Annotated in this window: 16 protein-coding genes; 11 read left to right on the forward strand and 5 right to left on the reverse strand. The window is 65.8% G+C overall.

Going from position 1 to position 14960, the window contains the following annotated elements; genetic code table 11:
* The first annotated feature begins 177 nt into the window (after positions 1-177).
* The 5 genes from CLV47_RS14820 (at position 178) to CLV47_RS14840 (ending at position 4873) form a co-directional block, all read left to right on the forward strand.
* On the forward strand, positions 178-822 hold the full coding sequence (locus CLV47_RS14820; protein WP_106349840.1) for an ABC transporter permease: 645 nt from the start codon (positions 178-180) through the stop codon (positions 820-822).
* Positions 819-2036 (forward strand): betaine/proline/choline family ABC transporter ATP-binding protein, encoded by a 1218-nt coding sequence (locus CLV47_RS14825; protein WP_202862607.1) that lies wholly within the window; start codon positions 819-821, stop codon positions 2034-2036. Before CLV47_RS14820 ends, CLV47_RS14825 begins: the two co-directional genes overlap by 4 nt.
* A 2-nt stretch (positions 2037-2038) precedes the next feature.
* Positions 2039-2833: an ABC transporter permease gene (locus tag CLV47_RS14830; RefSeq protein WP_106349841.1), complete on the forward strand. Its 795-nt coding sequence runs from the start codon at positions 2039-2041 to the stop codon at positions 2831-2833.
* A 25-nt stretch (positions 2834-2858) separates the two neighbouring features.
* Entirely contained in the window at positions 2859-3830 is a 972-nt protein-coding gene (locus CLV47_RS14835) for a glycine betaine ABC transporter substrate-binding protein (RefSeq protein ID WP_170111098.1), read from the forward strand.
* Between the two features lie 77 nt (positions 3831-3907).
* Positions 3908-4873 carry a glycine betaine ABC transporter substrate-binding protein gene (locus CLV47_RS14840; protein ID WP_106349843.1) on the forward strand — a complete coding sequence of 322 codons (966 nt, stop codon included), beginning with the start codon at positions 3908-3910 and terminating at the stop codon, positions 4871-4873.
* Positions 4874-4993: 120 nt separating this feature from the next.
* Here the strand turns inward: CLV47_RS14840 and CLV47_RS14845 are convergent, their stop codons facing one another.
* The 4 genes from CLV47_RS14845 to CLV47_RS14860 form a co-directional block, all read right to left on the reverse strand.
* Complete coding sequence (locus CLV47_RS14845; RefSeq protein ID WP_106349844.1) at positions 4994-5494, reverse strand: DUF456 domain-containing protein; 501 nt, start codon at positions 5492-5494, stop codon at positions 4994-4996.
* A gap of 77 nt (positions 5495-5571) precedes the next feature.
* Positions 5572-6186: a VOC family protein gene (locus CLV47_RS14850; protein ID WP_106349845.1), complete on the reverse strand. Its 615-nt coding sequence runs from the start codon at positions 6184-6186 to the stop codon at positions 5572-5574.
* 6 nt (positions 6187-6192) lie between these two features.
* On the reverse strand, positions 6193-6600 hold the full coding sequence (locus tag CLV47_RS14855; protein ID WP_106349846.1) for a VOC family protein: 408 nt from the start codon (positions 6598-6600) through the stop codon (positions 6193-6195).
* Positions 6601-6605: 5 nt separating this feature from the next.
* Positions 6606-7055: a helix-turn-helix transcriptional regulator gene (locus tag CLV47_RS14860; protein ID WP_106349882.1), complete on the reverse strand. Its 450-nt coding sequence runs from the start codon at positions 7053-7055 to the stop codon at positions 6606-6608.
* 166 nt (positions 7056-7221) lie between these two features.
* Here CLV47_RS14860 and CLV47_RS14865 point away from each other — a divergent pair, with 166 nt between their 5' ends.
* From CLV47_RS14865 to CLV47_RS14880, 4 genes are all read left to right on the forward strand, one after another.
* On the forward strand, positions 7222-8181 hold the full coding sequence (locus tag CLV47_RS14865) for an ABC transporter ATP-binding protein (RefSeq protein WP_106349883.1): 960 nt from the start codon (positions 7222-7224) through the stop codon (positions 8179-8181).
* Positions 8178-9041: an ABC-2 transporter permease gene (locus tag CLV47_RS14870; protein ID WP_106349847.1), complete on the forward strand. Its 864-nt coding sequence runs from the start codon at positions 8178-8180 to the stop codon at positions 9039-9041. The genes CLV47_RS14865 and CLV47_RS14870 overlap by 4 nt, the downstream gene beginning before the upstream one ends.
* 85 nt (positions 9042-9126) lie before the next feature.
* Positions 9127-10467, forward strand: a complete 1341-nt coding sequence (locus CLV47_RS14875) for a sensor histidine kinase (protein WP_202862608.1) — start codon at positions 9127-9129, stop codon at positions 10465-10467.
* The gene (locus tag CLV47_RS14880) at positions 10464-11135 is read left to right on the forward strand and encodes a response regulator (RefSeq protein ID WP_106349849.1); all 672 of its coding nucleotides are present in this window, start codon (positions 10464-10466) and stop codon (positions 11133-11135) included. Before CLV47_RS14875 ends, CLV47_RS14880 begins: the two co-directional genes overlap by 4 nt.
* Here the strand turns inward: CLV47_RS14880 and CLV47_RS14885 are convergent.
* Positions 11128-11799, reverse strand: a complete 672-nt coding sequence (locus tag CLV47_RS14885) for a TetR/AcrR family transcriptional regulator (protein WP_146135396.1) — start codon at positions 11797-11799, stop codon at positions 11128-11130. The genes CLV47_RS14880 and CLV47_RS14885 overlap by 8 nt on opposite strands.
* Positions 11800-11911: 112 nt before the next feature.
* Between CLV47_RS14885 and CLV47_RS14890 the strand changes: the two genes are divergently transcribed.
* Both CLV47_RS14890 and CLV47_RS14895 read left to right on the forward strand, forming a co-directional pair.
* On the forward strand, positions 11912-13744 hold the full coding sequence (locus CLV47_RS14890; RefSeq protein WP_106349851.1) for a flavin-containing monooxygenase: 1833 nt from the start codon (positions 11912-11914) through the stop codon (positions 13742-13744).
* The gene (locus tag CLV47_RS14895; protein ID WP_106349852.1) at positions 13737-14912 is read left to right on the forward strand and encodes a serine hydrolase domain-containing protein; all 1176 of its coding nucleotides are present in this window, start codon (positions 13737-13739) and stop codon (positions 14910-14912) included. The genes CLV47_RS14890 and CLV47_RS14895 overlap by 8 nt, the downstream gene beginning before the upstream one ends.
* The last annotated feature ends 48 nt before the right edge of the window (positions 14913-14960 follow it).

Below are 14960 nucleotides of genomic sequence, written 5' to 3' on the forward strand. Positions count from 1 at the left end.
CGGATGCCCGATACGTCACACAACCCGCACGCGAGACCTGAAAGATTGACGCCAAAGCGAAACGTACGCCGTGGTCATCGCCCCATCCGTCCCAGTAGTCTCTTTAGGGACGCAAACTACTGAGCCGACGCAGACCCGAACGCACGATGACGACGAGACTTCGCTGGAGGCGGTGCAATGGGATTTTTCGACTTCCTGTCCGAACGCCGGGACGACATGATCACCCTCGGCATCCAGCACATCTGGCTCGTCGCGATCGCCGTCGCGATTTCCGCGTCCATCGGCGTCATCCTCGGCATCATCGCCTACCAGCGCCCCAAACTGCGCGCGGCGATCCTCAGCGTCACCAGCGCCTTCCTCACCGTCCCATCGTTCGCACTGTTCGTCCTGCTGCTGCCGCTGGTGGGCCTGGGCGCTCCCCCGGTCATCATCGCGCTGACGCTCTACGGTCTGCTGCCGGTCGTGCGCAACACCATCACCGGGCTGCGTGAGGTCGACCCCGCCATCATCGAGTCCGCCCAGGGCATGGGCATGGGCCGCCGCCAGCGGCTGCTCAAGATCGAATTGCCCATGGCATGGCCGGTGATCATCACCGGCATCCGGGTCACCACCGTGATGCTCGTCGGGATCGCCACCATCGGTGCGATCGTGCTCGGCCCGGGCTACGGCTCGCTGATCTTCGACGGCCTCGGGCACGCCGGCGTACCGGTCGCGGTCAACCTCGTGCTCGCCGGAATCATCGGCACCATCATCGTCGCGATCATCTTCGACGCGCTCTTCACCCTCATCGGCCGACTGACCACTTCGAGAGGACTGCGATGACTCAGACCGAACCACTTCAGGCTCCCCCGGCCGCCAAGCGGACCATGATCCAGCTGGAGGGCCTGACCAAGACGTTCCCCGGCACCAAGAAGCCGGCCGTGGACAACCTGAGCCTGGAGATCCCCGAAGGCGAGATCGTCATCCTCGTCGGCTCCTCCGGCTGCGGCAAGACCACCACGATGAAGATGATCAACCGGATCATCGAGCCCAGCGGCGGCCGGATCATCCTCGAAGGTGAGGACGTCACCAAGGCCGACCCGGACGAGCTACGCCGCCGAATCGGCTACGTCATCCAGCAAATCGGGCTGTTCCCGCACATGACCATCGAGCAGAACATCGCCACCGTGCCCAAGCTGCTCGGCTGGGACAAGAAACGCATCAGCGACCGGATCGACGAACTGCTCGAGACGGTCAGCATGGACCCGGCGCTCTACCGCCGCCGCTACCCCAAGGAACTGTCCGGCGGTCAGCAGCAGCGTGTCGGCGTCGCCCGCGCGCTCAGCGGCGATCCGGACGTGATGCTGATGGACGAGCCGTTCGGCGCGATCGACCCGATCACCCGCGAACGCCTGCAAAACGAGTTCCTGCGGCTGCAGGCCGATGTCAAGAAGACGATCGTATTCGTCACCCACGACATCGACGAGGCGATCAAGATGGGCGACCGGATCGCGATCCTGCAAGAAGGCGCCAACATCGCGCAGTACGCCACGCCCGAGGAGATCCTCACCAACCCGGCCAACGACTTCGTCGCCGACTTCATCGGCTCCGGCGCCTCCCTGAAACGTCTCAACCTCAGCCGGGTCCGCGACATCGAGCTGAGCCAGTGGCCGACCGTCTCGGTCGAGGCCACTCCCGACGAAGCGCTCGAGGTGATCCGGCGTTCGGAAGAGTCCTCCGTGCTCGTGCTCGACAAGAACAACCGGCCGGTCCGGTGGGTCGGCGCCACCGACATCCAGCGCCGCGGCGAGCGCAACCTGCTTCAGCTCGGCGCGCCCACCACCGCCACCGTGCACATGCACTCCACGCTCAACGACGCGCTCAACGAGATGATCACCGCCAGCCACAGCGTCGCGATCGTCGTCACCAACGACGGCACCTACCAAGGGATCGTGGACATCGACCGGATCAACGAGTCGATCCGCGCCATGCGCAGCGCCACCCGCACCCGGATGCGCGGCTCGCTGAAGCACAGCTCCGAGCCGGACGACGAGTAGTCATGTCGTTGACCACCGATAGTCAGACCGACACCGTCGACCCGCGGGCCACCACCGCGCCGCACGAGGGCAAGCGGACCCTCGCCAGCTACCTGCTGATGCCGATCTTCCTGGTCGTCGTACTCGTCGTGCTCTACCTCTACATCAAGAGCCAGGACCTCGACACCATCGAAGCCCGCTCCCTCAACGCCAAGACCATCTCCACCGCCGTCCTGCAGCACATCGGGCTGACCGCGGTGTCCACCGTCTTCGTGCTGATCATCGCGATCCCGCTCGGCGTCGTACTCACCCGGCAATGGACCCGCAGCTTCCGCGGCGCCCTGATCACCATCGCCAACATCGGACAGGCCACCCCCACCATCGGGCTGCTGGCCCTGATGTCGGTGGTCTGGTACATGATCGGCTTCAAGGCCGCGATCATCGCGCTCGTCGCGTACGCCGTCCTGCCCGTGCTGCGCAACACGATGGTCGGCATCGAGCAAGTCGACAAGACCGTCCTCGAGGCCGGCCGCGGCATGGGCATGTCCCGCGGCGGCGTACTGGCCCGGCTCGAACTGCCGCTCGCCGTACCGGTGATCCTCGCCGGCGTGCGCACCGCGCTCGTGGTCAACGTCGGTACGGCGACCCTCGCGGCGTACATCGGCGCCGGCGGGCTCGGCAAGATCATCGTCGCCGGCCTGTCCACCAACCGCATCCTGGTCACCATCACCGGCGCCGCGCTGACCGCCGTACTGGCGCTGCTCATCGACTACCTCGCCGGGATCGTCGAAGATGTGCTGCGCCCCAAGGGACTTTAAGCACCTACATGTGAGGAGAACGATTGTGTCGAACAAAAAACTCGTACGCCGGGGGGCTATTGCGGCCATCGCCGTGCTCACGATGCTCGCGTCGGCCTGCTCGTCCAACACCGACGTCAGCGGCGGGGACAAGGGCGGCTCCGCGTCCGGAGGGTCGATCGGCAAGGACTACGACCTCAAGGGCGCGTCGTTCACGGTGGGCTCGAAGGAGTTCACCGAGTCCGTCGTACTCGGCCAGATCACCATCGCCGCGCTCGAAGCGGCCGGCGCAAAGGTCAACGACAAGACCGGCATCAGCGGCACCGACACGGTGCGCGCGGCGCTGACGTCCAAAGAGATCGACATGTACTGGGAGTACACCGGCACCGGTTGGGTCAACATCCTCAAGCACACCACCACCGACCTGCCCACCGACCTCTACAAGGCCGTCGCGGACGCGGACAAGGCCAACGGCGTGACCTGGCTGCCGGCGGCGCCGTTCAACGACACCTACCGGATCGCGGTGAAGGCGGACTTCGCGAAGAAGAACAAGATCGAGTCGATGTCCGACGCGGCGGCGTACATCAACAAGAACCCGTCCGATGGCACGCTCTGCGCGGCGAGCGAATTCCTCAACCGTGACGACGGGCTGCCCGGTCTGGAAAAGGACTACGGCACGAAGTTCAAGGTCACCGAGCTCGACCTCAACCTGATCTACCCGCAAGTCGGCAAGGACTGCAACTTCGGTGAGGTCTTCTCCACCGACGCGCGGATCGTGTCCAACAAGCTGCAGACGCTCAAAGATGACAAGAAGTTCTTCGTCGACTACAACGGCGCGCTGACCGTGCGCACCGACGTACTGGACAAGAACCCCGATATCGCCAAGATCATGGAGCCGATCAGCAAAGAGCTCACCGACAAGGTCGTGACCGAGATGAACTCCAAGGTCGACAACGACGGCGAGAAGCCGGCCGCAGTCGCCAAGGCGTTCCTGAAGGACCACGGCTACATCGATTAGCTTCCGGTACGGCGCTCCATCTGCTTCGCGGTTGGGGCGCCGTACGCATGTGTAACACCTAAAGAGGAGAAGGAAAGTTGAAGAGGAATTTACGCGCGAGCCTGATCGCCGTTGCAGCCGTTTTTAGCCTGACACTCGGCGCATGCTCATCGAACACCGACGTCAGCAAGGGCGACTCGGGCGGCGCCGCATCCGGCGGCTCGATCGGCAAGAACTACGACCTCAAAGGCGCGTCGTTCAAGGTCGGCTCCAAGGAGTTCACCGAATCGGTCATCCTCGGCCAGATCACGATCGCCGCGCTGGACGCGGCCGGCGGCAAGGCGGCGGACAAGACCGGCATCAGCGGCACCGACACCGTGCGCGCGGCGCTGACCTCCGGCGAGATCGACATGTACTGGGACTACACCGGCACCGGCTGGGTCAACATCCTCGGCAACTCCACGACCGACGTACCGACCGATCTTTACAAGGCCGTGTCCGAGGCAGACAAGGCCAACGGCGTGACGTGGCTGCCGCCGGCGCCGCTGAACAACACCTACGCCATCGCGGCCAAGAAAGACTGGGCCTCGAAGAACAAGATCGAGTCGATCTCCGACGCCGCGGCGTACATCGCGAAGAACCCCAACGACGGCACGATCTGCGCGGCCAGCGAATTCCTCAACCGCGACGACGGCCTGCCGGGCGTGGAGAAGGCCTATGGGACCAAGTTCAAGGTCACCGAACTCGACCTCAACCTGATCTTCCCGCAGGTCGGCAAGGACTGTAACTTCGGCGAAGTCACCTCCACCGACGCGCGGGTGAAGTCCAACGACCTCGTCGTACTGAAGGACGACAAGAAGTTCTTCGTCGAGTACAACGCGGCGCTGACGGTGAAGACCGACGTACTGGACAAGAACCCCGACATCGCGAAGATCTTCGCGCCGATCAGCAAGAAGCTCACCAGCGAGACCATGCTGGGGCTCAACGCCAAAGTCGACATCGACGGCGACAAGCCGGCCGCGGTCGCGAAGGAGTTCCTGAAGAAGAACGGCTTCATCGACTAACTGTCTTGTAGCCGCTTGTGTCACGAACCGTGCCCTTGTGTCACCGACGTCGGTGACACAAGGGCACGGTCGATGATACCGGCGGGAGTTGGTGACCAACGTTTCGACCGCGGGCCGCAGCTAGGCGGCGACGAAGTACCAAACGACGCCGATCGCCCACATCGAACCGGCCAGGCACGCGCAGCAAAACTCGATCAGGATCCCGACGCCGGTCGCTTTCAACGCGGCGATCGCCGCGGACCAGGCCTCGGCAGCATTGGCGCGCCGCTGCAGTTCGCTGAGGAACAGGCCGAGCGTGAAGCCGACGAATAAACCGACCACCGGAACCACGAACATCCCGACGACGGCGAAGATCCCGCCGACCAGCACCGACCTGCCGGGGACCTTGCGTTCCTTGAGCTTGCGACCGGTCAGCACCAGCGACGCGGACCATCCGATGAGCACCAGCGCCATGCCGAGCCCGCCCATGACCCACGCCGGTGGCGCATCGAGGGTCCAGGCCCACCCCAGCAGTGTCAACAGCGCCAGCAGGCTTCCGGGCAGCACCGGAACGATCGTGCCGATCGCGGCGACGACAAGGAGTAATCCGGCCATTACTGTGACGATGATTTGCAAACTCACACGGAAAGTATCTCATCGCGCCCGCTGTTTGGTGTGCAAACGAGCACAGCCGAACCCCCGCAACGTGGTAGTGCCCACTAAGCCGAGTGGGTCTCCCATTCGAAGCCGTCCGGATCGGTGAACGGCGCCGCGTCGGCTCCGATGGCGATCCGGTGCGAACCGGTGCCGTCCGGGCAGACACCGGCGTCCTTCGCAAGCGCACGCAGTCCGTATAGCGCGAGCTTGACTGGGCTCGACGGCGAGGCGAACTCGACGTACTTGCTGCCGAAGCTCTTCCCCACCGTCAGGCCGCGTTCGACGTAGAACCGTTTGCTGGCCTTGACGTCCGAGACGCCAATGAGGAGTGCGATCTCGTCGATCTTCCGTACGTCGGGACTGGTGTCCTTTTTCGACGAGGTCGCGACCTTCCAGATCGCGCCGTCCGGAGCCTGTACGACGCCGCCGTACCCCCAGAACGACTTCGCGACCGGCTTCAGGGACGTCGCGCCGGCTGCGAGCGCTGAGTCGATAAGGCTGTTGACGGTGGCCGGCTGGGACACGATAAGTGACAGCGTGAACCCGCGAAAGCCGGTCGTCGGCGGCTGCGATTCGCGCAACACCAGCGGCGAGTCGAGGCCGAAAGCCTCGCTATAGAAGGCTTTTGCCGCGGTGGAGTCGGGAACTTCGAGAGTGATGGACTTAATGGAGGTCATCGCAGATCAACTCTGTTGGATGCGGATCATGTTGCCCGCGGGATCGCGGAAGGCGCAGTCGCGTACGCCGTACGGCTGGTCGACTGGTTCCTGCACGACCTCTGCCCCGCTAGCTTCGAGCTTCGCGAACGTGTCATCGAGGTCCGGAGTGGCCAGGTTGACGCCGAAGTAGCTTCCCTTGGCGACGATTTCGATGATGGCGCTGCGTTCGTCGTCGGTGAGGCCGGGAGTGGCGGCCGGCGGATGCAGGACGATCGACGTGTCGGGCTGGCCCTCGGGGCCGACGGTGATCCACCGCATGCCCTGGTAGCCAACGTCGTTGCGGACCTCGAAGCCAAGGACGTCGCGGAAGAACGCCAACGAGGCATCGGGATCGCTGTGTGGGAGGAAGCTTGAGTTAATGGTGATCTTCATGGGAACTACGCTAGCGGCGTTGCCGGGACCGACGCTTCTTGATTCCTGATCGGTCTGGTGACCTGCTTGGCGACGCAGGACGGCATGCCCTCCGTCGTACGCGTCACCTCACGTCGATAGGTGCCGGGCGGTACGCCGACCAGCTCGGTGAAGCGCGTGCTGAACGTGCCCAACGACGAGCACCCGACCGCGAAGCAGATGTCGGTGACGCTGAGGTCGCCGCCGCGCAGCAACGCCATCGCCCGTTCGATCCGCCGCGTCATCAGGTAGGAGTACGGCGACTCGCCGTACGCGCGCCGGAACTCGCGACTGAGGTGCCCGGCCGACATGTGCGCGCCGCGGGCGAGTGCCTCGACGTCCAACGGCTGCGCGTATTCCCGGTCGATCCGGTCGCGGACCCGGCGAAGTACGGCGAGGTCGCGTAGACGCTGCGCAGTGTCGGGTTTGCTGGTCACCTGATAGATCATGCCACTCAGGGAGCTATGAGGTGGGTAGTACCGAGGTACCGCGACGCCGCCAAACGTGGCACCTCGGTACGACGGATGGCGCCGCCCGCGCCGGTAGCGTCGACAGTGTCGCGGACCGGAGACGATTCCGGTGGTCTGCATCAAGGGAGAGTCGATGATCGAGGCGCAACAACTGACGAAACGGTACGGCGAGAAGACCGCGGTGGACCGGTTGGGCTTCACCGTGAAGGCCGGCGCCGTGACCGGCTTCCTCGGGCCCAATGGCGCGGGCAAGTCCACCACCATGCGGATGATCGTCGGGCTGGACGCCCCGACCGGCGGCTCCGTGCGCGTCAACGGCCGCCGATACGCAGAGTTTCCCGCCCCGCTGCAGGAAGTCGGCGCGCTGCTGGAGGCCAAGTCGGTGCACCCCGGGCGGTCGGCGTATGCGCACCTGATGGCCCAGGCCTACACCCACGGCATCCCCCGCCGCCGGGTCGAGGAACTCATCGAGATGACCGGCCTTACGTCGGTAGCCAAGAAGCGCGTCGGCGCGTTCTCGCTCGGCATGGGCCAGCGGCTAGGCATCGCATCGGCACTGCTCGGCGACCCGGCCACGATCATCCTGGACGAGCCGGTCAACGGCCTGGACCCCGAGGGCGTGCTGTGGATCCGCACGCTGCTCACGGATCTCGCGGCCGAGGGCCGCACCGTGTTCGTCTCCTCGCATCTGATGAGCGAAGTCGCGCTGGTCGCCGACCACCTCGTCGTCATCGGCCGGGGCCGGCTGCTCGCCGACACGACCGTGCAGGACCTGGTCCGCCAGTCAGGTGGCGAGACCGTGAAGGTCGCCAGCGACGACCCGGCCCGGCTGCGCGAAATACTGTCCGGCACGGACATCGAAATCACCGGCCGACCCGGCTCCGAAGAACTCCAGGTGACCGGATTGTCCGCTCGTGTGATCGGGCGCAAGGCCGCCGATGCCGGAATCGCGCTGTTCGAGCTCACGCCGCATTCGGTCTCCCTGGAGCACGCGTTCATGGACCTCACGAGTGACGCGGTCGAATATCAAGGCGGAGCGAGTCCGGGCCGGCACGCCGCTGGCACTATCGAGAACGTCGGGAGCGCATCATGAGCCTCACCTCCACACCCTCGACCGCCGCGGCAAACGCTCCCGAGAAATCCACCCGCGCCGCCTACAAAGTGACACCTGCCCGGGTCCTGCGCTCGGAGTGGTCGAAATTTTGGTCGCTGCGCTCGACCTGGATCGCGGTCGGCCTGAGTCTGGTCTTCGTGGTGGCGTTCGGCCTCATCTTCGCGGCCCGCTACAAGTCCCACATCACCGCGGGCGTCACTCCGGGCGCGCAGCAGGAGGATCGTTTCGCAAGTGCTACCGCGGTGAGCCTCTCGCTTTTCGGGGTCAATTTCGGTCAGCTGGTGCTCGGCGTCCTCGGTGTCCTGGTCACGGCCGGCGAATACTCCACCGGCATGATCCGCTCGACCCTGGCAGCGGTTCCCCGCCGGCTGCCGGTGCTCTGGTCCAAGGCCATCGTCTGCGGCCTGGTGGCACTAGTCGTCGGAAGCGTCGCCGCTTTCGCCTCGTTCGGGATCGGCAGCCGGATCATCACTGGCACTCCCGCTGCTCTCGCACTGTCGAGCACGGGCGTGGTGCGCAGCCTGTTTGGCGCCGGGATCTATCTCGCCTTGGTCGCCATCATCGGTGTCGCACTCGGTTCCCTGCTGCGCTCGGCCGCGGCAGGCATCGCCGTGCTGCTCGGCGTACTGCTCCTCGTCCCTGGGCTGGTCTCGTTATTGCCGACGTCGTGGGCGCAGAATGTCAGCCAGTACCTGCCTAGCAACGCGGGCGATTCGATCCAGGCCTTGACGCGAGCCACGCACACGCTATCTGCCGGTGCCGGGCTCGCCGTACTCCTCGGCTGGACCGTCCTCGCGCTGGCCGCCGCCGCCTGGCGACTGATGCGCAGCGACGCCTGATACTCCCCCGCCACGGGCGAGCCTCCGGCAATATCCTGGAGGTCTCGCCCGTTGGGGCGTCGACGACGATGAAGGGTTGGCGCCGGTGAGCACCGAGGACCAATTGTCGATCCATCCCAAGGTTGTCGCCTGGCTGGCGGGCACCGGACGATGGTTGCGGCGCGCCGACCGGGCACGGCCATGGCTACTAGACGCCCTGTTGGTGCTGGCTATCCTGCTGGCCTTCGGCATGTATGCCGCGCTGCAGGGTCACGAGTACCCGACTACTGGCCTGCCGCTTACCATCATCGTGGCTCTGCAGTTCGGTCTGGCGCTGCCGCTGCTGTGGCGGCGCCGAGCGCCCTCGACGGTGTTCTCCATCGTGCTGGCGGTCTTCCTGCTGCAGTGGTCCCTGAACGTGTCACTGAACCTGCCATTGGATCTGTCGCTACATAGCGACGTCATCCTCTTCCTCGCACCGCTCGTCGCGCTCTACAGTCTGGCCCGGCACGGCCTATTGCGGCATCTAGGCTTCGGTTGTGTCGCGATGCTCGTCGCACTCTTGCTGGTGGCCCTGCGGGTGCCCATCCCGGTGTCTCCCCTCGTCGCGCTGTTCTTCCTGGGTAGCGCCGCGACCGCGTCGGTCGTCCTGGCGCTCGGGGTCCGGCTCGGTTGGGCCTACCTGGTGGAGCTGCAAGAGCGCGCGGCACGGCTGGAGGTCGAACGCGACCAGCGCAGCAAGCTCGCCACGGCTGCCGAACGCGCCCGCATCGCCCGCGAGATGCATGACATCGTCGGTCATAACCTCTCCATCATCATCGGCCTCGCCGACGGCGGCTCCCGCGCCGCGGACGTGACGCCGGCGCGCAGCAAACAGGCCCTGGACCTCATTTCCGGCACCAGCCGTCAAGCCCTCGCCGAGTTACGCCGGACCCTCACCGTGCTCAGCGAAGCACGCAGTGAGAGTGGGCCGGACAACACGCAGAGCGCCGAACTCAGCCCGCAGCCGGGCATCGCGGATCTCGACGCGCTGTGCGAGCGAGTGCGCGCCGCCGGTCCTCAGGTCGTCTACCGCACGATCGGGAAGCCTGACGCGTTGGATCCCGGTGTGCAGCTGGCGGCGTACCGGATCGTGCAGGAATCACTCACCAACACGCTCAAGCACGCAGGCTCCGATACCCGGGCACACCTCACCGTCAGCGCCAACGGCGCCCAGCTCACCGTCCGTATCGAGGACATCGGTCCACCCGACGGCGCCGCGCATCACGTGTCGGTCGGCCCGAACAAGCACGGTCACGGTATCGCGGGGATGCGGGAACGGACCGCGCTGTACGGCGGGACGATCACCGCCGGCCCGTGCCCGGGCGGCGGGTGGAGTGTCGATGCCGTCCTCCCCCTCGTGCCCGTCTCCGCCTCGCAAGTGCCGCACGTGGACCACGCGTCATGACCAGCGTGCTCATCGTCGACGACCAGCCGCTGCAACGACTGGGGTTCCGGATGCTGTTGGAAAGCACCCCGGACACTCAGGTGGTCGGCGAGGCCGCGCACGGCACAGAGGCGGTACGCCGGACCGCCGAGCTGCGCCCCGACGTGGTGCTCATGGATGTGCGGATGCCCGGTATGGACGGGATCGAGGCCACCCGGCGCATCGTCGCCGCCGGCGGCCGCTCGCGTGTCCTGGTGCTTACGACCTTCGACCTGGACGAGTACGCCCACGCCGCGCTACGCGCCGGGGCCAGCGGATTCCTACTCAAGGACGCCCACCCGGAGGAACTACTGGCCGGGATCCGAGCCGTTGCCTGCGGGGACGCGGTCATCGCCCCGCGCCTGACCCGGCGCCTGCTCGACGCCTACGCCGACCGGCTGCCCGGCGCCGCCGACGATCAACCGGCTGAAAACGACCCTCGCGTGCGCTCGCTCACCGAGCGAGAGCGCGAGATCCTGGTCGCGATCGGCCGCGGCTGGAGCAACAGCGAGATCGCCGAGCACCTGGTGCTGTCGCAGTCGACGGTGAAGACGCACGTCGGAAGGGTCCTGGCCAAGATCGGCGCCAGAGACCGGATCCAGGCCGTGATCCTCACCTACGACCTGGGACTGGTCCGGCCCGCTAAGTAACGGGCTTCTTGCGTAACGTCATACGTGACGCCCGGAGCGACCCGTCGCGGATTTCCAGAGAGCGGTATCCATCGAGAAAATGCCCGACGATGCCGTCCAGCAGTGCCCGTAGATCGGTGTCGGTGTTGTCGAGCCACCAGCCAATCGCTCCGGTCAGCTGCACGATCACGACGTACGCGAGGAGCTGTGGAGGTAGGTCCGAACTCAGCTCGGCACGCTGCTGCGCTGCCCGTACGACGTCGTAGACCGCCTCCAGGGTGTAGGCGAAGACTCGGCGGGTGGGTCGTGGAACGGAGGACGACTCCCGTCCGAGGGCCCGCAGCCCGCTGCTGGACTCGGCCCAGATCTCGTGCAGCGTGTTGGCGACGACCCGCACCAGCTCGGCAAATGACGGCTCGGTGAGCTCTTCTATCTGTTGGAGGATCCGCGCCGCAGCACGCTGATCGAGCTCGCGGATCAGCCCGCTCTTGGTTTCGAAATACCGGAAGAAGGTTGCCCGTCCAACCTGGGCTTCGGCGCAGATCTCCTCCACGGCGGTGTCGTCGTACCCGCGCTCGTCGAACAGCCGAATGGCGGCGTCGAAAATCCTCGCCTCCATCTGGCGGCGGTGGGCGGGGCGAGTCGTCATAGATATGGCCTGTTTCTGTAGCGGGTCGGTGGTCACGAACTCGGTCCAATGTATTGACTATTGACCGATACACCAAAGCTGAGACAGAATCTCAGAAAATCTCCTCGGGTCGGCATCCCGCCGTAGCCCCCGACACGAACGGTGCGCCATGACCACCACAAGACCAGATCTTGAGTTCGACATCGACGAGCTGCGCGCGAAGTACGCGACCGAGCGTGCGCGGCGCATCCGCGAAGACGGTTCCAACCAGTACTTCGAGGTGAGCGGACACCTGGCGAAGTACGACGAGACCGACCCGTACGCCGATCCGGACTTCACCCGGGACCCAATCACCGAGAAGGTCGAGGTCGTCATCATCGGCGGCGGGTTCAGCGGCCTGCTGGCCAGCGCCCGGCTGATCGAGGCCGGGGTTGAGGACTTCCGGGTCATCGAGGCCGCGGCCGACTTCGGCGGCACCTGGTATTGGAACCGGTACCCAGGAGCGCAGTGCGACATCGAGTCGTACTGCTACCTCCCGCTGCTCGAAGAGCTCAACTACATGCCGAGGGAGAAGTACTCCTACGGGGACGAGATCTTCGAGCACGCGCAACGCGTCGGCAAGCACTACGGGCTTTACGAGCGCACTCATTTCCAGACCCGCGTGCGCGATATGCGGTGGGATGAGTCCGCGCAGCGCTGGCTGATTACCACCGACCGCGGCGACGATATCCGCGCCGAATTCGTAATCAACGCGATCGGCCCGGCCAGCCGCCCGAAGCTGCCCGGCATCGAAGGCATCCACGACTTCGAGGGGCATTCATTCCACACCAGCCGTTGGGACTACGGCTATACCGGCGGTGACGCCACCGGCGGCATGACCAAGCTGAGCGACAAGAAGGTCGCGATCATCGGCACCGGGGCGTCGGCAATCCAGTGCGTGCCACGCACCGCGCAGTACGCCGAGCATCTCTACGTCTTCCAGCGCACGCCGTCGGCGGTCAACCCCCGCGGCAACAAGCAGACCGACCCCGAGTGGTGGGCGAGCCTGAAGCCGGGTTGGCAGCAGGAACGCCGCGACAACTTCGGTGGCATCGTGATGGGCGAGCCGCGCGAAGTCGACCTGGTGCAGGACGGCTGGACGGACATGGCGGCCAAGCTGCGGCAGATGCCGAAGGCGGAGTCCAAGGAAGAGCTGGCGCTGCTGCTGGAGATCGCGGACTTCCGCAAGATGAACGAGGTCCGTGATCGTGTCGACGAGTTCGTCACCGACGCGGGGCTGGCCGAACGGCTCAAGCCGTACTACAAGTTCCTCTGCAAGCGTCCGACCTTCAACGACGAGTTCTTGCCAGCGTTCAACCGCGACAACGTCACCTTGGTCGACGTCAGCGACTCCAAGGGGGTCGACCGGATCACGCCGCGCGGCGTGGTCGCGGGCGGTAAGGAGTACGAGGTCGACTGCATCATCTACGCGTCGGGCTTCGAGATCACCACGCAGTTCCGCCGCCGGATCGGGTTCGACGTCATCGGCCGCGACGGACAGTCGTTGCTGGACGAGTGGACCGACAACATGCGGACACTGCACGGGTTCATGACCCGCGGCTACCCAAACTGGTTCCACATCGGCCTGAGCCAGAATGCATTCAGCGTGAACATGACATTCATGTTCGACGAGCAGGCTCGGCACATCGCGTACATCATCGCCGAGACCAAGCGGCGTGGAGCGGTGGCCGCGGAGCCGACCGAGGAAGGACAGGACGAATGGGTCAGTGTGATCGAGGACGTCCGGCTCGTTAACACCTACCTCGACACCTGCACGCCGGGCTACTACAACGATGAAGGCAAGGGGCCGGCCCGTGGCCCCGGAGCTTATGGTCCGGGCATCGTGAAGTTCAACGCGTTGCTGAGTGAGTGGCGCGAGGAGGGCTCGATGCGGGGCCTGGAGCTTCATCGCAGTACGGAAGCTCGTCGTGGTGCCGACGTACGTCAGGCGACCGATGAGTAATCAGTCGGTGGTCCCGCAGATCAACGGTCACGTCGAACCCGGTTACGAGGCGGTTCGCGAGGCGTTCGCGCGCAACTTCGAGCGACACGAAGAGGTCGGCGCGTCGTTCTGCCTCTATCGCGACGGCAAGCCAGTTGTCGACCTGTGGGCAGGCGTAGCCGATCGCGCGACCGGGCGCGAATGGTCGCAGGACGCCGTCGCGCTGGTCTTCTCCACGACCAAGGGTGCGGCCGCGGTCTGCCTGCACCTGCTGGTGCAACGGGGGCTGATCGCCCTGGACGAGCCGGTCGCGACGTACTGGCCGCAGTTCGCCCCCGCCGGCAAGGGTTCGGTAACGGTCCGGCAGGCAGCCGGTCACCGGGTCGGTATCGCGCCGATCCCCGAGGGTCTTACCCTTGCCGATCTGCTCGGCTGGGAACCGATCGTTTCCGCGCTCGCGGCCGCTGAGCCGATCTGGGAGCCGGGCAGCGCACACGGCTACCACGCGCTGAGCTTCGGCTGGATCGTCGGCGAGCTGGTGCGGCGGGTCAGTGGCAAAAGCATCGGTGAGTTCTTCGCGAGCGAGGTCGCCGGGCCTCTCGGCTTGGATTTCTGGATCGGGCTGCCGGAAGACGTCGAGCCCCGGGTGGCGGTGCTGGACTTTGCGCCGCCGGCCGACCTGTCGGGACTGCCGGAGGAGCAGCAGGCCGAGATCGCGCGGCTGGTCGGGCCCGGATCGCTGTTCTGGCAGGCCGCCGGGCGGGGGCTGATCAAGCAGTCCGACTACAACTCGCGGGCGATGCGGGCCGCACAGGTCCCTGGTGCCGGCGGTGTCGGCTCGGCGCGCTCGCTGGCGCGGATGTACGCCGCGACCATCGGTGAGGTGGACGGCGTACGCCTGCTCGAGCCGGCGACCGTGGATGCGGCACGAACCCTGGTCTCCGAGGGAACCGACCGCGTGCTCGGGATGCCGACGCGATTCGGCGCCGGTTTTATGGTGCCGGGCGGCTCGTTCGTGCTGTACGACGAGCACTCCTATGGCCACTATGGCGCTGGCGGCTCGGTCGGTCTCGCCTCACCGGAGTCGGGGCTGGCCTTCGGCTACGTGCCGAACCGGATGACCTCCAGCCTGATTGGCGATCCCCGCACGCTGGCGTTGTTCGAAGCCGTCCGATCAAGTCTCGCGTAACGTCACGCGTCCCGGTCGTTAGTAGCGACCGGGGCGTATGACGCTATC

This window comes from Antricoccus suffuscus (genome assembly GCF_003003235.1).
Classification (GTDB): Bacteria; Actinomycetota; Actinomycetes; order Mycobacteriales; family Antricoccaceae; genus Antricoccus; species Antricoccus suffuscus.